This window comes from Micromonospora sp. CA-244673, from assembly GCF_050948395.1.
In the GTDB taxonomy this organism is placed as follows: domain Bacteria; phylum Actinomycetota; class Actinomycetes; order Mycobacteriales; family Micromonosporaceae; genus Micromonospora.
This window is the reverse complement of record NZ_CP192019.1, coordinates 1,891,765-1,911,045: the sequence shown is the minus strand read 5'-3', so window position 1 is coordinate 1,911,045 and position 19,281 is coordinate 1,891,765. Positions and strand designations below refer to the sequence as shown.

The window sequence follows — 19,281 nt, the reverse complement described above, 5'->3', positions numbered from 1 at the left end:
CGGGGATCTGGCGTCATTACCGCGCGCACGAACGGTTCCTAGCGTTCCAGGCATGACACCAACGACTCCCGCGCTGAAGCTCTCGGGCCTCACGAAAAGGTTCGGGGACACGACCGCGGTCGACGCGGTCGACCTCACCGTCCCCGCCGGCTCGTTCTTCGGCCTGGTCGGCCCGAACGGCGCCGGCAAGACCACCGCGTTGTCGATGGCGGTCGGGCTGCTGCGCCCGGACGCCGGCACGGCGCACATCTTCGGCACCGACGTATGGACCGACCCGGTCGCCGCCAAGCGGCTCGTCGGCGTGCTGCCCGACGGCCTCGCGATGACGGAGCGGCTCACCGGCCGCGAGATGCTGACCTACCTCGGCCGGCTGCACGGCATCCCGCGTGACGTGCTGGACGAGCGGATCGACGAGCTGCTCGCCGTGCTCGACCTGGAACGGGCCCACCGCACTCTGGTGCTCGGCTACTCGGCCGGCATGCGCAAGAAGATCGGCCTCGCGACCGCCCTGCTGGCCGCCCCGAAGCTGCTGGTGCTGGACGAGCCGTTCGAGGCGGTCGATCCGGTGTCGGCGGCCACGATCCGGTCGATCCTGCGGCGTTTCGTCGCCGGCGGCGGCTCGGTCGTGCTGTCCAGCCACGTGATGCCGCTGGTCGAGCAGCTCTGCGACACGGTCGCCGTGATGAGCCAGAGTCGCGTGGTCGCCGCCGGTCCGCTCGACGAGGTCCGCAACGGCCGTTCCCTCGACGACGCGTTCGTCGCGCTCGTCGGCGCCCGCACCGCCGGAGAGGAGCAGTTGTCGTGGTTGGGGTCCTGATGCACACGAAGTACCTGGTCCTGCGCCACTCGTTCAGCGGAGCCAAGGCCGCGACGACGGTCTACGGCCTGATCGCCGGGCTCCTCGCCGCCGGCGCCACCATCTGGTTCGTCGTGCGGGCCGGCGCCGGAGCCGGCGACCTGCTCGCGCTGACGCTCGCGTCCTGGGTCGTGGGCTGGGTGCTGGCTCCGATGATGGGCAGCGGCGACCCGGGCGTCCGCAAGGAGCACCTGGACCGCCTGCCGATCACCCACCGGCGCAAGGCGGTCGCGCTCTTCGCCGCCGCCCTGGTCGGCGTCGGACCGGCCGTCATGCTGGTCGCCGCCACGTCCCTGCTCGGGTACGCGACCCGCCTCGGCGCGGGGGCCGCGGCGGTGGCCGTGCCGGCCGTACTCCTGCTGGTCCTGCTCGTGGTCGCGGTGTCCAACGTGGTCGTGGTGGGCGTCGGCTCGCTGCTGAACACGCGGCGGGCGGCCGCGTTGATGGCCGTCCCGTGGGGCGTGCTGATCTGCCTGACCGCGCAGGGGTGGACCCTCATCGCCGCGTTCGGCGGCGACGCCGGCGGGCCGCTGCCGGCGGGGTTCGCCCACGGTTTGCGGGTCGCGCCGTCGGGCTGGCCGGTCGCGGCCGTCGAGGCGGCCGGCCGTGGGCAGTGGGGCGCGGCGCTGGCCGCGCTCGCCGGGATGGCGGCGATCGTCGCGTTGGCGGTGCTGGTCTGGGCCCGCCTGCTCCGCCGGCCGCAGCCGGCACCGGTCATCACGCCGGGAACCTCGCAGGCCTGGGCGCCGCCGACCGCCATCCGCGCGGTGCTGGGCAAGGAGTTGCGGACGTGGGGCCGCGACCTGGTCCGGATCCACTTCCTCACGTTCGCGCTCGTGTACGCGGTCACGTACGCGCTCCTACCGCTCGCGATCGGCTCCACCGACTACCTGCCGATGACCGGCGTCTTCGGGCTGGCTCTCGCGGCGGGCTGCAGCGCCCACCTCCACAGCTCGGACGGCACGGCGCTGTGGCACACGCTCCTCGCGCCGGGCAACGAGCGGGCCGACGTCCGTGGTCGTCAGGTCGCGTGGCTGGTGGTGGTCGGACCGCCCGCTGTGGTCCTGACCGCGCTCGGAGCGATCGCACACGGTGAGATGACGATGGTGCGCTGGGCGATGGCGCTGCTGCCCGTGACATTGGGCGCGGGTGTCGGAGTGATGCTGCTGATCTCGGTGTACGTGCCGATCCGGATGACCGACCCGCACCGGCGGGGCAGCAACCCGGGCCAGGACGGTGGCTCGCTCGCTGGGCTCGTCTGGCTGGTGCTCCCGGTCCTGGCGGTCGCCGCCGCCCCGGCCATCGTGCTCGTCGCCGTCGGGCTCCCGTGGGTGGGCGTCGCGGCCAGCTTCGCGATCGGCGGGCTGCTCGCCTGGGGCCTCGGCCGGCTCGCGTACCGGCGGCTGGGCACGCACGGCCCGGAGCTGCTGGCGAAAGTCGGCAAGGCCTAGCCGCGACTGGGGCGCCGGGCTCGTACGCGCGGGGCGGGCAGACACAGCTCGCCCCGCGTGATCGCTCCGAAGACACACCCGGGCACTTCGCAACGTCAACCAGCGGCTGATGGTGGAGAACACCCGACTACTTGAGGCCATGGCCCGACATGCACCTGCGGACAACGGGCCGCAGACTGAGCTTCAGTGAAGATCCGACTGGACCTCGGTCAGTCGATGCCTTCGACGATGCGGAAGTCGCGCTCGACGCCGTCGGAGAGGGCGACCAGCGCCTCCTGGTAGGCCGCACTCTCGTGCGCCGCGACGGCCTGCTCGAAGCTGTCGAACTCGACGAGGACGGTGCGCTCGGCGATTCCGGCATCATGCGCCACGACCCGACCGCCACGGACTAGGGTCCGACCGCCCCCGGCCTTGACGGCCGGACCGGCCAGCTTGTTGTAGGCAGCCAGCTTCTCAGGGTCTGAAATGGTGCGGTAGACGCTGACCCAGTAGCCCTTGGGCATGGAACCTCCAGTGTTTGGGATGAGTCATGATTTACGGGTTGGTCTCGGACGAGCGTCGGCGGGCGAGAGCGAGGCTTGTCAGCGTCGTGATCGCCATGGCGCCGAGGCCGACCAGCGCCGCGGTGGTGTAGGCGCTGTCGTCGGGGAAGAGGTGGCCGGGGCCGGTGCCCGCGGCGAGGATCAGGCCGCCGACGGCGCTGCCCAGGGAGTACCCGACGCTGCGAACGACATAGTTGAAGCTCATGGCGCTCGACGTCTCGCTCTTGGGGGTGACGGCCAGGATGACGCCGGGCATCGCGGCCGAGAAGCCGCCGACGCCGAAGCCGAGCACGCCCATCGCCACGAACAGTTCGGCCAGGTCCGACCGGGCCGCCGCGAACAGGGCGAACCCGCCGCCGACCACGACGGCGCTGCCGGCCAGGAGCAGGGGGTCGGCGATCCGCGTCCGGACCCGCGGCGTGAGCTTGCCGGCGACGAACCCCAACACCGAGAACGGGATGAGGACCAGCCCGGCGACGAAGGTCGTCAGCCCGAAGCCGTAGCCGGCGCCGTGCGGCGTCTGCGCGTACCGGGTGATGAGCGTGAGCAGGAGGTACATGCCGATCCCGCCGACGAACATGGCGAGGTTCGCCCCGGCGACCGCCGGGTGCCGCACCGCCCGCACATCGACCAGGGGCGTCGTGCTGCGCAGCTCGATGACGGCCCAGACGCAGAGCAGCACCACCGCGACGACGGCGAGGCCCGCCGCCACGGCGAGGTGTCGGCTCCACAGGTCTCGTTCTCCGGCGAGGAACAGCACCAGGAGCAGCGCAGCGGCCAGGACGACCGCGCCTGCCACGTCCACGTGGGCGGAGCGGCCTTCGGGGGCTTCGGGCATGGAGCGCCACGCGGTCAGGAGGGCGGCGGCGGTGACGACCAGGCCGAGGCCGTAGGCGGCCCGTACCCCGCCGAGCTCGGCGAGCAGTGCGGCCAGCGGGTAGCCGACGCCGGCCCCGATGATCGAGACCACCGAGATCAGGGCGATCACGGCCGCGCTGCGCTCCTCGGGGAGGTGGTCCCGGGCCACACCCATCATCAGCGCCGTCAGCCCGAGCCCGACGCCCTGGGCCGCCCTGCCGACCAGCAGCCACGCGAACGGCAGCGGCAGCACGGTGAGCGCGCTGCCGGCGACTACGACCGCCAGCGTGGCGAGGATCGTGGCCCGCCGGTGCGGGCCGGCTCCGAGCCGGCCCAGGACCGGCGTGGCGACGGCGCCGCTGAGCAGCGCAACGGTCAGCGTCCACTGCGCGCTGCCGAGCGAAACGTGAAACGAGGTCGCCACGCTGGTGATGAGCGGCGTCCCGAGGCTGGCGACCGCCGCCACGACCAGCGCGATGAACATCAGGGCGGGGACCAGCAGCCGCGCCTCGGAACGCGCCACCGGGAACGCCTTCATGCGACCCCGCCGACCGGCTGCCCGGTCACTGCTTCGGCCCTTCGCGGTCCTGGCTTTCGAGCTCCGCCAGATGCTTCAGCGCCGGAAGGGCCGCCACCAGCGCCTCGACCTCGTCGCCGGTGAGCTCGCCGATCAAACGCTCGAACGCGTGGACGCCCGCCTGGCGCCGCGTCCGGACATAGGAGGCGCCGGCCTCGGTGAGGCACACCAGCGTGACCCGCTTGTCGGACGCGTCGCCCCGCCGCTCGACCAGGCCGGACTCCTCCATCACCCGGACCAGGGCGGTCATCGCGGGCTGGGTGACGCCCTCGACCGCGGCCAGATCGGTGATGCGCCGCGGGCCGGTCCGGTCCAGGGTGGCCAGGGTGGCGGCGGACGTCAGGCTCATGTCCCGGGGCAGGCGTCTCGCGGCTCTGGTGGCCAGGCCGTAGAGGGCCGCCCCGATGGCGGCGGACGCGCCAGGAGCGGTGCCTTGACGACTCATCCTCGAAGCATAGCACTTTTATATTCATGGTTTATGGAAGTGACCGACTGCCGCGAACGCGCGCTGGCCGTCACGCCCGCCGCGACATGCCGGAAACCGACCTCTTCGGTGTGAACTCTCGGCAAGCGGGTCGGATCCGGCTTGATACCAGGTCAAACGGCCTGCTGAGGCGCTTCTCGGCTCGGTTCGGCTGGCGCGGTTGCTGTACTCCGCTGCTGTACTGCTGGCATCAGACGAGGCGCTGGACGCGGACCTTCGGCCGCTCGTTTCTGAGGTGGCCTTGCTTGTGCTGGTGGACCTGCTCGTTCCAGACCTCCTGGTCGTAGTCGGCGTCGGGTGGGATCCACCGGTGGGAGCCGTCGCTGTAGTGGAACTTCTCGTCGCCGGGTCGCAGGATGCTCATCGGGTCCAGCCGAGGAATCGGTGGTGCAGGTGGCCGACGGGGACGTGGGTGAGGTCCTGGGCGGCGTCGACGAGCTGGGCGGCCAGGTAGAGGGCTAGCGACACCGGGGCACTGTCGTACTCGGCTCGCAGCTCCCGCCGCCGGGTCGGGCAGGGCCACTCCCCCGCGCAGCCGCCGCACGTCCAGGCCGGTTTGATCGGGTGGTGAGTGGTCATCGCGGGCTGTCCTGGCTGGGCCAGTGGCCGCGGTTGATCGGGATGCGGTGGCGGCATCCGCAAGGCAAGGTCGCGCCGCAGCGGCAGATGTATCGCCAGTGCCGCCAGGACCATACGGGCCGGTGCCGGCGGGCGAGAGTGAGCGCCGCCGCCAGGACGTACTCGTCGTAGGAGACGCGCCGCCGGCTGTTGTCCAGACGCTGGTGGTAGCCGTTATCTCGCGCGGTATCTGCGCTCGGAACGGTTGCATCGTTCGGTCTGGTCATCCCGCCTCCCCGCCGACGCTTGGGGTTCCGTGGGCACCCGGTCAGCCGTGTCCGGAGACAGGGCACCCACGGCAGGACAACCCGGCCGCCAAGCTGGGTAGCCCCACGAGCAACTTAGGACGCAATGTGCGCAGGGTCAACAGCTACGACACATAGCGTTGTAAGTCGAGCCCGCGATGTGGTCTGCTTGCACCAGCCGCCAAGCTGGGAGCACCACCGATGTCTGAAGCTGCATACCTACAGGTCGCCAGGGATATCCGCGAGCAGGTCCGCTCCGGCCAGTTGAAGCCGGGCGACAAGCTGCCCTCGTTCGCCACCCTCTGCGAGCACTACAAGGTCAGCAACACCGTCATCCGCGCCGCCATGCTCCTGCTCAAAGCAGAGGGCCTGATCGACGGTCGGCAAGGCAAGGGCGTCTACGTCGCCAACCCGCTCCCCCGGTAAGCCGGGGACGTCTCCGAGTCTCGACCCCTCGCTTGTAAGGCGCTTTCGGCAAAGGTCGCAGCGTCCGCTGACGTCCACGGCGTTCAGGTCGGAGGCAAGCACCCGTCCGCGCTCGTCCGGCCTCGGCCGTCATTGTTGATGTCAGCCACTGATGTCACGTCCCGCTGATTCCCGCTCCCGCGACGAGCGGAACCGGCCCGAACCAGCGCCCGGAGGAAGTGCGGTCGACCCGGAGCGCATGTGATCGCGCACCCCACACCGCCCTGTTAGCGTCGATCGGTGCCCGTCACCGTACCGGCGTTCCCTCAACCCACCCATCCCGCCCGTCGCGTGGGCCTGGGACTGGTCTGGCTGGCAACCGCTCTGGCCGGGACAGCGGTGGTGGTGACCGGAGTGCTGGTCGCCCGGATGGACGAGATCTTCGCCTCGGCGGTGTCGCAGGGCCGCGCGTTCCCCTTTACCGGCGAGGCCGGTGAACAGTCCGTGCTGCCGTTCCTGCTCGGGTGCGCCCTGATCGCCCTCTTCCTCACCACCGCGGCGCTGGGCTACCTGCTCAGGGGGTGGGCCTATCACAACGAGCAGATCGGGATGGCGCTTCCCGCTGCCGCGCTGGTCATCGTGATCGTCCTCTGCACGCCGCTCGTCGGGCCGATCGATCTCGCGCAGCAGCAATACACCCACGACCTCTACGGGTGGTGGTACTTCCCCTTCCTCATCGCCACCGTGGTCTGTCACCTGGGCTGCCTTCTCGCTGCGGCGGTGGTCCTGTTTCGCGCCCGCTCAACGTGAACGGGTTGCGGTGACCAGGGCGGAACGCTCACTGACCAAAGCGACGACCCCCGCCGGGGGGATGCGGTTTCAGGTTGTTGGCCGCTGCCGGCTGGTGACAACCAACCTCGACGAGCAGGCGGCTGGCCTCGTCGGTTGACGGCTAGGTCCAGCATGCATCAGGGCTCGCGCTGCCTTCCTGCTGCCTCGCTGCCTGACGCCTCGCGAAAGGCGCCGTGCACAGCGTGCGGCGTTGTCCGCTTGCGTCTACCTCGAGCTCCCGTCTGCGCCCACCGCCGCCGATGCAGTGCGAGCAAAGCCATCAGTCAGCGGCTGATGACCGCTCCCACGAGCGCGCTCGCCGACACTGCGAGGCCGAGGCCCAGGACTGAAGTAGCGCCACGGCGCGAGCGACGCAACTTGCCCCGGGCCTTGGCGGTAGGGAATCCCAGCGAGCAGCACAGCGATCGCCACCGGCGCGAGGGCCATCCACGAGTCCTCGAAGCTGACCAAGCGGAAGTACGCGCCTGCCAGGACAGCACCAAGTGCGAGTCCGCCGAGCATGGCTGACCAACCGCGCCGATCGGGCACTCTGACTCTCAACATCCGGCAGCCCTACCCATCCACATGCGAGGTCAATCACCCCGTTACTTGACCTGCTGCTGGACCTCGCGGCTCTCATCCTGGTCGGGGCTGAACTGGTGCACCTCCGCTGGTACCGACAGCCGCCGGCTTCGGAGGCGACAGACCGACGGCTCCCGCCGGCGACCTACGCATTACGAGTCGGTGGCCCGGTCCCGGTCAGCCCGCCCCGTCCTCGTGCGCAACATGGCGCCCCGGTCCGCGATCGTCCGCTGATGCTCGCCGGTTTGGCTGCTCGCTTGGCTGCTCGGCGGGACACGACGGCGCGCGTTTACTTCTGGCTGAGACCGCGCAGCTTGTCCATCACCCCGCGCTCTACGGTGACCAGATCGTCGGCGCGGGGACTGACGCTCCTAAGCTCCGCGACATCCGGGTCAGGTGTTACGCGGATGAAGACATGGGCACCTCCGGCTCGGTTGAGCACCTCAGTGACCGCCAGGCTTCTGTCATACCCACCGACCTTCATCGTGCCGTTCTCGTAGAGCAGCAGCCACATGCCGTTAGGTAGCACGACGCGCTGAGCCGGGTTGTGGGGGCCTTTGGCCATGTTCGCCTCCTCCTTGTACAAGCCTTGCCGGGTTATGTACATAACTCTAGCCGCCTTGTACAACGCCGTCTAGATGGGTAGCCGAGGGGGCCACGGGAGGGCCGCCAAGTCCCCCGTCGGCGGGCAGGTGGCGCCGTACGCCGCTCCCCCCGGCCGCGGACATGACCACCGTCGGGGGATGCGGTCTCAAGCTGTCGGCTGGTGCCAACCAGTGGCGGCCCGCGTCGACGATCAGGCGCCGGACGTCCTCGATTGACGTTCAGGCCCGGCCCGCATCAAGGCTCGCACTGCCTTCTTGCTGCCTCGCCACCTGATGCCTCGTTTACAAGTTCTGGGCAGATCGTCGCCGCACATCGCCGCGAGGCCCTGGCATGGGCAGGCGGGTAGGGAGCCGATACCCGTTGGTTTTTGCGCTCACGCGCACGCGTATTCTTGCAGGATGGCCACCTCTAAGCAGCAGATCGAGCGCGAAATCGTGCGTATCCTCTGCGGGGTGCGACAAACCACGGGTGAGCGCCGCACGATCCTGCTGCGCGACCTCGCCGAGCAGATGGTAGACCTGCGCGAGCACTACCTGACCCCGTCCGGGGACCCTGACTGGACCGGCCGCACCGGGGTGTACCGGTACGCCGTACGCGAGCTGTACGGCCAGGCCGGCTACAGCCCCGAGGAGCGGAAGGCTATCCAGACCGCCACCCGGTACCACGTCGGCAATTTGGTGCGCGCGCGTGTGCCCCAGGAGGCCGCCGAGGCTCTCGGCCTGGAACGCACCACCCCGAAGGACCGCAACCGCCTGCGCTCTCGCCGCGACCGCGACGAGCTGCGCGAGCTGCTGGCCGAGGCCCGCGAGCTGCTGGCCGCGCAGACGAAAACCACTGGAAGCGCGCACAGCAATTCCACCTCGGCGCATTAGTTCGTGCCCTACTCGCTCGCGGCAGGCCCGGGACTCTCGCTAGCACAGCACGGAACCTGAGAACTCGCTTACAAGAGGAACATGCCCCTGGCGCGGCACCCCGGCTGTCTGGAAGTAGCCCTGACTGGTCCATCTCACTCAACGCCCACGGCTACTTCCGTCTGAGCTCTGTGCATCACGTCCGCACACGTCCGGGAACGGCTGCACGCCCGGAGCTTCGTCCATGCCGATGCTCCTCAGCGTGCTGCCGTCCGGCATGGTTGCTGTCAGCGCTGCTGTCGAAAGGCGTTCCGCCGCCGTCCCAGGGCGGCCCCGGCTGGGCGAGCCCGCTTGTGGGTGTCAGCCGGGTCATAGCGCGTCGTACAGGGAACCGGTCAAGGCCAGCGTCGACTATGCGTTCACCGCGCTCTGTGCGAGGGTGATGCGGTGTTGCTGAACTGGCTTCAGGAGCTCGGCGGGCTACTCTCAGGCCTCGGGGCGCTTGCCGCTGCCTTCGTAGCAGTCTTCGCCATACGTCGCCAGGAGGCAGCTAGCGAACGTGCCTTAGCGGCACAAGCGCAAGCTACCCGCGACGCCAGAGAACACGAGCGCCGGCTAGCTGCGGAAGATCGGCTATGGGCAAGGAGGGCGGATCTCTACGCCCGCACCACACTGGCCATGCGCGAATACCTCAACCGGCCGGTCGATGAATTGGGCAGAGAGACGCCTCTCGCCGACGTGCCCCTCATGGCAAGCCTCGCAGGCGAGGCCGAGATCCTGGCTTCGGCTCAGGCCAAAGACGCCATCAACGAGTTCGTCTACGACGATCCCGGCTACGACGACAAGGTCAACATCTGGGCTGAGTTTCAGATCCTCGCTCGCCGTGAGTTGATGGGCTCAGAAGATCCAACGCTACGGGTGGGGTGACGCCGCAGCGGCTACCAGGCCATCGACCCTTCTCCCGTAAGCGGCTAGATCTGCGCATTACGGTCGGCTCCTTTGTGCTGATCTACCGCTTGGTCCTCGTGCCCGAGTTGGCGTCCACGGCCGCGATCGTTCGCTCCTGTTCGCTTGGGTTGGCTGCTCGTTGGCCTGCTCGGCAGAGTCCTGATGCCTCGCAGAGGTCTGTGCCGGTCGTCCCGCGTCGTCCCTCCTGCATTTCGGCCTCGTGAGGGCTGGTTACTGTCACCGTTGCTGTCGATCCTCGAGAGTGCTGCCAAGCCGTGGCACGACCGTCTGGAGGGCATGCGGCGCTTGGCAAGGCGCTATGTTTGCTTTCGCCGATCTTGCAATCCACCCATCCCTTGGCGCTGCGTCTGACAGACACTGGAGGCCCTCTTGAGCGACTTGAAGCTGTTCCGGATCCATGAGGGCGCCGCTGTCGAGCTCGTGAGCAGCGCAGTCGCCTTGGAGAAGCACCTGCAAACGCTCATTGAGCGGAACATGGAACCTCTATTCGGCGTGAGGTTTCTGGCGTCCGAGTACTCAACTGGTGTGAGGCACGGTGGGCGGATTGACTCGCTGGGCATCGACGAAAACGGCTCTCCCGTCATCTTCGAGTACAAGCGTGCACGGGACGAGAACGTCATCAACCAGGGTCTGTTCTACCTCGACTGGCTGCTGGACCACAGAGCAGAGTTCAAGCTCCTAGTGCTGGACCGGCTCGGGCCCGCCGCTGCGCAGGGGGTCGACTGGAGCAACCCAAGACTGGTCTGTGTGGCACGCGACTTCACCCGCTATGACGAGCACGCGGTTCAGCAGATCAATCGGACCATCGAGCTAGTCCGCTACCGGGACTATGCGGGCGACCTGCTGGCACTGGAGCTGCTGACCGCGGTAGCAGGAACACCCCTGGCAGAACCAGCCGCTGGTAGCGCCGCTCCATCAGCCGGCAGTGCGCGTACCCCGGCCCTCGAGAAGACCGTCAGCCAGTTTCTCGACCAGGCGCCGGAGTCACTGAAGAACCTCTTCGCAGACTTGGACGCAGCCCTGACGGCTTTCGGCGACGACGTACAGCGCTCCACCCGGAAGTTCTACTTCGCCTACAAGCGCCTAAAGAACTTCGCCTGCGTTGAGGTACACCCGCGCGACCATGTCCTGGTGGTCTACGTGAAGGTAAATCCTGAAACGGTTGATCTCGAAGAGGGCTTCACGCGCAATGTTCGGAACATCGGCCACTATGGGACGGGGGACTTGGAAATCCGGATCCAGAGTAGGACAGGCCTCGACCGTGCCGCTGATCTGCTCCTACAGAGCTACGAGGCGAGCTAACGAGGACGGTACGGGCAGTGTCCGACCCCCGCCGGGGCGTGCGGACTCACGCTGTCGGCTGGTGGCGGCCCGCATCGACGAGCAGGTGCAGGCCTTGTCGCTTGGACCGCGAGGCCGACCGACTTACCCGATCGTGCCGCCCATCGGTTGGGTCGTATCCCTGGCGAGCGCCAGCGGCAGTCCTTCCGGTCTGGCTACTGCCCCGTCATTCGACCTCTTGGACCGGCCACGCAACTGCAGCGGCTGCCCGACGGCAGGCAGAGCCCTAGCTCCAGCTAACCTGTGGTCATGCGTCGGGCATACCTCCTGATCCTTGGCGAGCGAGACGCGATCGCGTGGGTACTGCGGGAGCAGCGGATGGCGTTCCCTGCGACGCCTCGTCGGGAAGTCGCATCCCTCGCGATCGGCGACGAGCTATACCTTTATGCCACGCGCGGGGCGTGGCACAGCCCGCACCGTGACCGAGGACGGGTTATCGCGCATGCCATCGTCACCAGCGCCGTTCGAAGCCTTAGCGAGCCCTTGGAAATCGGCAACCAGAAGTTCCACTCCGGCTGCAGTCTCCGGATCACCGGCCTCGCGCCATATCCCCGGGGCGTGGTGGTAGCTCCGCTCGTCGAGCAGATGGCGGCCTTTCCCAAACCTCACGCCTGGAGCAGCTACCTACGGAGGCCGCTTCTTACGCTACCGCAAACCGACGCGGACCTTCTTACTGGGAAGCTCCGCCCACTGCTCCGTGAGCCAGCTGAGGTAGTCGCCACCTACCCATCCCCTGCGCCCGTACGGGCCCGCTAGTAGGTTCCACACAGCTAGCGCAGCGCTTCCAAGAATAGGGCACAAAGGAACTCACCCCGCCACTGTCGTCAGCTGTCGTCCTCGAATCAGAACGCATCGCCTTCCGGTCACGGCTTGTCGGGGCTGCGCCCTGTATTCCAAACCTCAGCCGCCAGCGGGGATGCATTCAGTTCATCGCGTCGGGCGCGCCAGCCTGGCAGGAAGCCATCCATCAGCTTGACAAAGCGCTCGCCATGGTTGCGTTCGAGGTAGTGTGTCATTTCATGAACTAGGATGTATTCCAGGCAACCAGGGTGCTTCTTAGCTAGCTCGACATTCAACCAGATGTGTCGTGTGTCCCGGTTGCAGGAACCCCACTTAGTCTTCATGCGTCGGATGCTCCATCGAGGTACCGATACGCCTAGCTTCGACTCCCATTTCGCGATGAGGCCAGGAACGGTGCGTCGGAGTTGCTCGCGATACCACCGGTCGAGGAGCAACCGACGGTGCTCACCTGTCGTGCCGGCCGGCACATAGAGCAGTAGGCGATCGCCATCAACCTCGATGTGGGCGCGGCCGGGCCGCTCGATCAACTTGAGCCGATGCCGCACGCCCCAGACGTAGTGCGACTCCCCCGTGACCATCTCACGCTGCGACTGCCGTACGGCGGCCTGGAGTTTCTCACGCTGCGTCCTAATCCAAGGCAACCTGTGGATTACGGCGAGACGCACTCGGTCATCATCAAGCGTTAGCGGGGCGGCCACTCTTACTCGCCCCATTGGGGGGTACACGCCGATGTGCAGGTTCTTAATGTCCTTGTATATTACGTCGACGCGGATGCCACGCACCATCAGACATGAACTAGTGGTACTCACGCCGCGCCTTCACGAGTTCAAAAAGCTCTTCCAATCGCTCGAAGCCCCGAGGCAAAACACTCTTGATCGCGGTGCGAACTCTGCGTTCCTTGATACGATTGTCAACCCATGAGTCCGGCTTGCTGTATCGCACGATCGCGTCGACCTCGATCGCCAACGAGTCGTCCGGGCTAAAGAAATCTACGAGCGCCCGCTTCGCTCCATTATCTGCCCAACTCGGGTAAACCGTTTCGGACTCCCCACTGCCGAGCTTGGCAGCGTTTTCGAGCAATTTGGCCAGGAACTCCTTGTACTGCAGTGCCCCACTGCGTCGCTCTTCGAGCAGCGCATCGAGAAGCTCAGACATCTTGTCGTAGTACTTCGGGTTACTTACACGCTCGTCGATAATCAGCTTACGCATGTTGTTAGTGACCGTCTCCGCGACGGCCTCAGGGTCCTTCTTGATGCCATCGGGCAGCTTGTCTAGGGCCCCCGCACCCAGCCGCACGATGAGCGGAACGAGCCCGGCGTTGTCGAAGTCCGACACAACTTCGGAAGGCCGCGCCTGAATGTACGTATCGAGCAGGAAGCGCATACCAGCCTCGTACTGTTTGAAGTCGACGTCCTCCCCGGCGCCGAGCTTCACTTCGTCTCGGACATTCGCGTAGTGGGCGATTTCCTTCTTGATATCAGCTGCCTCAGCCTCTGTAAATCCGGCGGCGACCATCTCATTGGCTAGGTTGCCATAGGCTCGCGTGACGGCCGCGACGGCCTTATATAGCGCGATCCGCTTCGGTTCGTTCGCCTTGAGCTGTCCGGCATCGCCTAGGTCCTTGGCGCAAAAATACTGCTGGTACTGCAGCGTGTTCTTCGGCGGTGAAACTGGCTCACAGATTGCCCTGATCCGGTCAAGCGCCTCGTCCAGGTCCTCCTTCGCGCCGGCGAGGCGGTCGGTCAACAGGCCATCGATGTCTTCCTTTTCGTACCCTTCCAACGCACCACTGGTGTAATCCTTAATCGCCTTGTCGAGCGACTTGAACAGGTCGCGATAGTCGACGATGAAGCCATAGTCCTTGTCGTCGCCGTCCAGACGGTTTACTCGGCAGATCGCTTGGAACAGGCCATGGTCCTGCATCTTCTTATCGATATAAAGGTAGGTCGCGCTCGGCGCGTCGAAGCCGGTCAGCAGCTTGTCGACCACGATCAGCAGGCGCATCTGGCCGGGGTCTTTAATGAAACGTTCCTTGACTTGCTTCTCAAATTCCTCGACTCTTGTCATCGCCTGGTCGGCGGGCTCACTAAAGTGATCGGCAAGCATCTGCCGGTATATCTCATACTGGCGTAGTCTCTCGGTCGCACCTTGACCCGAGTCCTCCTTCGAGATGTCGCTGGCCTTAGGCTGGTAGGAAGTGACGATGGCACACTTGCCCTTAAACCCTGCCTGGCAGAACAACTCGTAGAACTTGCACGCCTGATAAATGCTCGCTCCGACTAGTATCGCGTTGCCGCGACGGTCCATGAGGCGTGGCTTGGTTTCCATATCCAGCAGGATGTCTTCGACGATGCGCTCGGCGCGCTGGCGAGCGCTGACGACTTTCTGCATCGTGCCCCAGCGCCTCTTTAGCTCGGCCTTAGAGAGGTCCGTCATACCCCTGGTCTTTGCGTCGAACCACTTATCGACCTTCTCAGGCGAGGTCAAATCCTGTTCGATATTGCGCGCCTCGTAACGCAGATCCAGGACCACGCCGTCCTCAACGGCTTCATGGAACTTGTAGGTGTGGATAAAAGACCCAAAGGTTTTGATCGTCGAAGCTTTCTCGGACTTCAGCAGTGGGGTACCGGTGAAGCCGATGAACATAGCATTTGGTAGGAGCGCCTTCATGGCACGGTGCATCTTGCCGGACTGCGTTCGGTGGGCCTCGTCAATAAAGACGAAAAGGTTGCCCTTAGCGTCGAAATCCCTTGGAACCTTGGCCTGAAGGTCCTCTATGAAGTCAATCTCCGTCTCGTCGCGGCTCGCTTCATCCTCCGACCCTCGGAACTTGTGGATTAGAGAGCAGATAAGCCAAGGCGAGCTATTGTTGAGGGCGTTGATCATGTCTGCCCCCGTCGTCGTGCGGTAGATCGACTCGTTGACGCCGTTGAAGACCTTCTCGATCTGTTCGTCCAGTTCGGTGCGGTCAGTGATTAGCAAGACCCTCGCATCGCCCTGGTGTTCCCGGATCCACTTGGCCAACCACACCATCGTCAGGGACTTGCCCGAACCCTGCATGTGCCAGATGATGCCGCCCTCGCGCCTCTTGACGCGTTTCTGGGCGGCCTTCACACCGAAGTACTGGTTGTGCCGGCACGTCTTCTTCACCCCAGCATCAAAGACCATGAAGTCGTGCACGATTTCCAGCAGTCGCTTCTTGGAGCACAGCTGTGTCAACGCCCGGTCAAGTGGCTCCTCGATCGGTGAGTCCTCACGCCAGGCCAGCCAGTATTTCTCCGGCGTGTCGATGACACCGTATCGCAGTCCCTCTACGTCGTTGCCTGCTAGGAGGAGCTGGACGGTGGTGAAGAATGGTCGGATGAACTCGGCCTTCTGGTTACCAATGGACTGTCGGATGCCTTCCGCCACCGCAACCTTCGACCGCTTCAGTTCTATCGTAGCGAGCGCGATGCCGTTGACGTAGACCACAAGGTCCGGCCGTTTGGTGTGGTTGCTTGCGATCGTGACTTCCTCGGCGATCGCAAAGTGGTTGGACTCGGGGGTATTCCAGTCGATCAGCCACACCGTCTGGAACTGCTCACCGGCGCCAGGCCGTACCTTGACGCCGTACCGAAGCAGGCCGTAAACATCACGGTTCGCCTCGTACAGGTTGCGGCCGCCCCCAAGAGATGCTTCGCTCGCAAGCCGCTGGAGAGCCTTATTAATCAGGTTGTCGCTATAGCCGCGGGCCTTCAGGTTCTGCGTGAGGAACTCGACTTCCACGTTAGCGTTGCCGTCGCGGTACGCCCAGTTGCCGACGTAATCGAAGCGCAGGGCGTCGCGGAATAGCCGGACCACTCGGTCCTGCGTCAAACGTTCGATTTGCCCGACACCGCTCATTCGAGGACCTCCTTGGCCGGTGGGCGCGGGGGCGCCGACAAAAGCTGCTGCATGATGCCCTGCTTGACGTTCTCAGCCTTAACAAGTCGAGCGCGCAGGGCCGAGATCTCGGACTCAATGTCGGCCAAGGCATCGGCGATGGCTCGCTGTTCAGCTACGTCTGGAAGCAATAGCGTGATGCTAGAGATGTATTGGCGTGTCGTTGCTAGGACTTTGGTCCCCGCAGCTAGGCGAAGGAGAGACTCTCGGAATGCGGGGATGAATTGCAGGTACGCCTTGAAGCCGTCGGCCAGAATCGCCTTGTCGAAGCGCGCCGCGATGGTGTGTAGACCGGCGACCACACCCTCCGGCGGAACCGCAACGATCTCCACAGACTTGCCGACTCCCGCCGGGTCCTCAGAGGCATCAGCAAACACCAGATCGCCAGGCTTCAACCGTCCGGCCTTGCCGGCCAGGCTTGTGGAAGCCCGCGGCATGGACTCGCGAGCCGCATCCAGCGTCACGCCCATGCGGGTGTGGATATCCCCATAATGCAGGTACCTAAGAGGCGAAGTCTCGTCGAGTTGAGCGCGGGAGAGCGCAACCGTTCTCAGGTAGGTCACGTGATCACCAAGCCGAACTTCTGACCAAGGCTTGGTGAAGCCGGGGAGACGGGTTCTGCCGGTAAGAAGCTGCTGCATCAAGCCGTGGTTGACCTTGGCTCCCAGCTTCTCCAGTTCGGCATCAAGCGTGCCGACTGTTTCGGCGTATCGATCACCGAGCTGCTGAATGCGGCTTACGAGTGCAAGCGTGAGCGAATCAACCTCGGACGCTATCCGACTCTCGATCGTCGCGGCCCACTTATCGTTGAGCACGAGCAGCTTGATGTCCGCCTCGGTGAGAGCGCCATACTTCTTCAGGGTGGCTAGGTTAAGGACGGCGTGCGCCTCCTTGACGGCCTTCCTGGCGCTAGCCTCACCTTCGTACAGCGCTATCAGGTGTTCCAGCGCGTTGATCTCCTCCGCGTCGGAGCCTTCGCCCTTAGCCTCTCGAAGTCTTGCCGTGGCGAGTGCCTTGGTAATCTTGTCGTCCTCCATGGCCCCAGCCAAGAGACCGTCTTCGACGGCGTGTTCATCGAGATATTCCTCGATGGCGCGACCGGCCTCCTCTGCGGCAGCGCTCAGCTCATCAAGCTGCGCCTTTTCGTCAGCGAAGTAGCGCGCAACGACCAAGGCTGGCGGGACGAGGTCCATCTTGTACTTCTTCGCGCTACGGGCTGATCCGATCACCAGATCAGGTGTTTCTGAAAGTTTCCGGTCCTTGTCCTCGATAGCCCTGCGAGGCATGGCGGCATTGGCCCAGCCTTCGCTCATGACCAGAAAGACGTCGTCGTGAATAACCTCGTGCCAATAGGTCATGACTTGCTCGTAGACGTCATACTCGTTTAGCAGAGCTACGGGCTTGAACCGAGCCAGCAGGTCCTCGCTAATTGTCGCAATAAGGTCATTCGGCTTGGTGTCGGCATTGATGCTCGCCAGCCGATTTCGATGGAAGTCGAACCACTTTGTGGTTAGCGCATGGACTTCCGCCGCAAACTTTTGAAACTCGGGCGAGTCGAGGATCGCCTGTCGGACTCGGGTGACGTCAATGGTGAGGTCGCTGTAACCGGACCGGCTTGACTTGAAGAGTTGGTCGCGCAGTTGCGGAAACGCGTCCCAGTAGCTGGCGAGCGCATCAATGTCTCGGTCGGGTATTCCGCCATGTAGATGGGCATCGAGGTCTTGAATGTCGCCGGGCGTGGACGAGTCGATGTAGCGCGGGATGTTAAGGTTGTAGTCATTCCTTGGATCGGCGATCTCGTAAAGGGGGACCATGCGCGAGTAGCGCTCAAGTTCGGTCTGCTTGGTGAAGACATCTACGATTTTGTGGATGTCCTGGCTCCGCAGACGATTCTTAGGTCCGTCTTTCATGAATCCTTTTGAGGCATCGATCATGAAGATGCCTGTGCGCGCTTGAGCGTTCTCCTTGTCGAGCACCAGGATGCAGGCGGGGATACCGGTGCCGTAAAAGAGATTGGCTGGCAGGCCGATGACTCCCTTGATGTAGCCGCGCTTGATTAGCTCCTTGCGGATGGTGGCCTCGGCGTTGCCGCGGAACAGGACGCCATGGGGCAGGATTACGGCCCCCTTGCCGGTGCTCTTGAGCGACTTCAGGATATGTAGCAGGAAGGCGTAGTCGCCGTTCTTCTCCGGCGGCCGACCAAGCTCAAACCTGCCATAGCCGTTGGTGAGGCCGTTGCTCCAAGACTTGACCGAAAACGGCGGATTGGCAACCGCGTAGTCGAAGGGCTTAAGGGAGTCCCCACTCGTGAACTGCGGGCTAGTGATGGTGTCGCCCTTGCGGATCTCGCGGTCCTCGTTGCCGTGCAGGATCATGTTCATCTCGGCTAACGCCCAAGTGGCATTGTCCTTCTCCTGGCCGTAGATGGTAAGTCCGTTCGGCGCCTCTGCGGCGACCTTGATCAGCAGTGAACCGGAGCCGCAGGTCGGGTCATACACCGTCGTGCTGTGCTTGGCGTCGCCTGGGATCTGGAGCACCTTGGCCATAACACGGGACACTTCCGCAGGAGTGTAGAACTGCCCCTTGCTCTTGCCGGACTCGGTTGCGAAGTGGCGCATCAGGTACTCATAGGCATCGCCCAGCAGGTCGTCGCCTTCCGCACGAGAGCCGCGGAAGTCGAGGTCAGCGAAGATGGTCACCAGCTTCGACAGCCGGTCCTGCATCTCCTTGCCTTTGCCAAGCTTTTCCTCGTCGTTGAAGTCGGCTAGGTCAATGACCTTTTCTAGCCCGTTCGCCCTGGCAAGTACCCCGATGATCTTGTTGATCCTGTCGCCGATCTCCGGGGTGCCCTTGAGGTCGAGCATGTCGTCGAAGGACCCACCGGCAGGGACGTCGATCAGGCTGTCAGGGTCGGACTTGGCTTTGTCTGACACGTACTTCACGAAGAGCAGCGTGAGGATGTAGTCCTTGTACTGCGACGCGTCCATGCCGCCACGGAGCTCGTCGCAACTCCTCCAGAGCGAGCCGTACAGATCCGACTTCTTGAGCGCCATACGCGGTGCCTCCACCTATCCTCGTCGAGCCCGCCATGCTCCTACTGGATGTGGACGGGAGAGGCGGCTGGGAGTAGCCCTCGCTTCGCACGAGCACACTCTTCGGTCCGTTGGATGACCACCACCGCACTCCCTGCCCCTTGGATCTGCCCGGCGGCTTGTGCGCAGCAATTCTAGAGAGGCTGGGCAATCCCGTCTGCCGTCGACCCGCCCCTAGTGGGGAGCGGGGCGCCGCCCGGCCCGCCACGTCAAGCGGACCTTGACGCACGTTCGGACGCTGGCGGGTGGGG

Annotated in this window: 15 protein-coding genes and 1 pseudogene; 7 read left to right on the top strand and 9 right to left on the bottom strand. The window is 65.1% G+C overall.

What is annotated here, in order from left to right; translation table 11 throughout:
* The first annotated feature begins 52 nt into the window (after positions 1-52).
* Both ACQP12_RS09130 and ACQP12_RS09125 read left to right on the top strand, forming a co-directional pair.
* Positions 53-817 (top strand): ABC transporter ATP-binding protein, encoded by a 765-nt coding sequence (locus ACQP12_RS09130; protein ID WP_433286581.1) that lies wholly within the window; start codon positions 53-55, stop codon positions 815-817.
* Complete coding sequence (locus ACQP12_RS09125; RefSeq protein WP_433286579.1) at positions 802-2,307, top strand: hypothetical protein; 1,506 nt, start codon at positions 802-804, stop codon at positions 2,305-2,307. Before ACQP12_RS09130 ends, ACQP12_RS09125 begins: the two co-directional genes overlap by 16 nt.
* 209 nt (positions 2,308-2,516) lie before the next feature.
* Here ACQP12_RS09125 and ACQP12_RS09120 read toward each other — a convergent pair whose 3' ends face one another.
* The 5 genes from ACQP12_RS09120 to ACQP12_RS09100 all read right to left on the bottom strand — a co-directional run bounded on the left by ACQP12_RS09120 (position 2,517) and on the right by ACQP12_RS09100 (position 5,347).
* Positions 2,517-2,810 carry a DUF1330 domain-containing protein gene (locus tag ACQP12_RS09120; RefSeq protein ID WP_091261879.1) on the bottom strand — a complete coding sequence of 98 codons (294 nt, stop codon included), beginning with the start codon at positions 2,808-2,810 and terminating at the stop codon, positions 2,517-2,519.
* A 31-nt stretch (positions 2,811-2,841) separates the two neighbouring features.
* A complete protein-coding gene (locus ACQP12_RS09115; protein WP_433286577.1) occupies positions 2,842-4,230 on the bottom strand; it encodes an MFS transporter in 1,389 nt (462 codons plus the stop codon).
* Between the two features lie 40 nt (positions 4,231-4,270).
* Positions 4,271-4,729 (bottom strand): MarR family winged helix-turn-helix transcriptional regulator, encoded by a 459-nt coding sequence (locus ACQP12_RS09110; RefSeq protein WP_433286575.1) that lies wholly within the window; start codon positions 4,727-4,729, stop codon positions 4,271-4,273.
* Between the two features lie 229 nt (positions 4,730-4,958).
* The gene (locus ACQP12_RS09105; RefSeq protein ID WP_433286573.1) at positions 4,959-5,132 is read right to left on the bottom strand and encodes a hypothetical protein; all 174 of its coding nucleotides are present in this window, start codon (positions 5,130-5,132) and stop codon (positions 4,959-4,961) included.
* Positions 5,129-5,347, bottom strand: a complete 219-nt coding sequence (locus tag ACQP12_RS09100) for a flavin reductase (protein WP_433286570.1) — start codon at positions 5,345-5,347, stop codon at positions 5,129-5,131. Before ACQP12_RS09100 ends, ACQP12_RS09105 begins: the two co-directional genes overlap by 4 nt.
* Before the next feature lie 485 nt (positions 5,348-5,832).
* Between ACQP12_RS09100 and ACQP12_RS09095 the strand changes: the two genes are divergently transcribed.
* Both ACQP12_RS09095 and ACQP12_RS09090 read left to right on the top strand, forming a co-directional pair.
* A complete protein-coding gene (locus ACQP12_RS09095; RefSeq protein ID WP_433286568.1) occupies positions 5,833-6,057 on the top strand; it encodes a winged helix-turn-helix domain-containing protein in 225 nt (74 codons plus the stop codon).
* Positions 6,058-6,336: 279 nt separating this feature from the next.
* The gene (locus tag ACQP12_RS09090) at positions 6,337-6,846 is read left to right on the top strand and encodes a hypothetical protein (RefSeq protein WP_433286566.1); all 510 of its coding nucleotides are present in this window, start codon (positions 6,337-6,339) and stop codon (positions 6,844-6,846) included.
* A gap of 892 nt (positions 6,847-7,738) precedes the next feature.
* On the opposite strand, the gene ACQP12_RS09085 is transcribed toward ACQP12_RS09090, so the two are convergent.
* The gene (locus ACQP12_RS09085) at positions 7,739-8,014 is read right to left on the bottom strand and encodes a hypothetical protein (protein ID WP_433286563.1); all 276 of its coding nucleotides are present in this window, start codon (positions 8,012-8,014) and stop codon (positions 7,739-7,741) included.
* Positions 8,015-8,453: 439 nt separating this feature from the next.
* On the opposite strand from ACQP12_RS09085, the gene ACQP12_RS09080 reads away from it, so the two are divergent.
* The 3 genes from ACQP12_RS09080 (at position 8,454) to ACQP12_RS09070 (ending at position 11,177) form a co-directional block, all read left to right on the top strand.
* Entirely contained in the window at positions 8,454-8,927 is a 474-nt protein-coding gene (locus tag ACQP12_RS09080) for a hypothetical protein (protein ID WP_433286561.1), read from the top strand.
* 426 nt (positions 8,928-9,353) lie between these two features.
* The gene (locus tag ACQP12_RS09075; RefSeq protein WP_433286559.1) at positions 9,354-9,833 is read left to right on the top strand and encodes a hypothetical protein; all 480 of its coding nucleotides are present in this window, start codon (positions 9,354-9,356) and stop codon (positions 9,831-9,833) included.
* Positions 9,834-10,244: 411 nt separating this feature from the next.
* Positions 10,245-11,177: a DUF5655 domain-containing protein gene (locus ACQP12_RS09070; protein ID WP_433286557.1), complete on the top strand. Its 933-nt coding sequence runs from the start codon at positions 10,245-10,247 to the stop codon at positions 11,175-11,177.
* Between the two features lie 902 nt (positions 11,178-12,079).
* On the opposite strand, the gene ACQP12_RS09065 is transcribed toward ACQP12_RS09070, so the two are convergent.
* From ACQP12_RS09065 to ACQP12_RS09055, 3 genes and pseudogenes are all read right to left on the bottom strand, one after another.
* Positions 12,080-12,730 carry a M48 family metallopeptidase gene (locus tag ACQP12_RS09065; protein ID WP_433289193.1) on the bottom strand — a complete coding sequence of 217 codons (651 nt, stop codon included), beginning with the start codon at positions 12,728-12,730 and terminating at the stop codon, positions 12,080-12,082.
* 82 nt (positions 12,731-12,812) lie between these two features.
* Positions 12,813-15,899 carry a type I restriction endonuclease subunit R gene (locus tag ACQP12_RS09060; protein ID WP_433286555.1) on the bottom strand — a complete coding sequence of 1,029 codons (3,087 nt, stop codon included), beginning with the start codon at positions 15,897-15,899 and terminating at the stop codon, positions 12,813-12,815.
* Positions 15,900-16,591: 692 nt separating this feature from the next.
* Positions 16,592-18,925, bottom strand: a pseudogene (locus tag ACQP12_RS09055) (N-6 DNA methylase); the annotation flags it as partial.
* Positions 18,926-19,281: the final 356 nt, after the last annotated feature.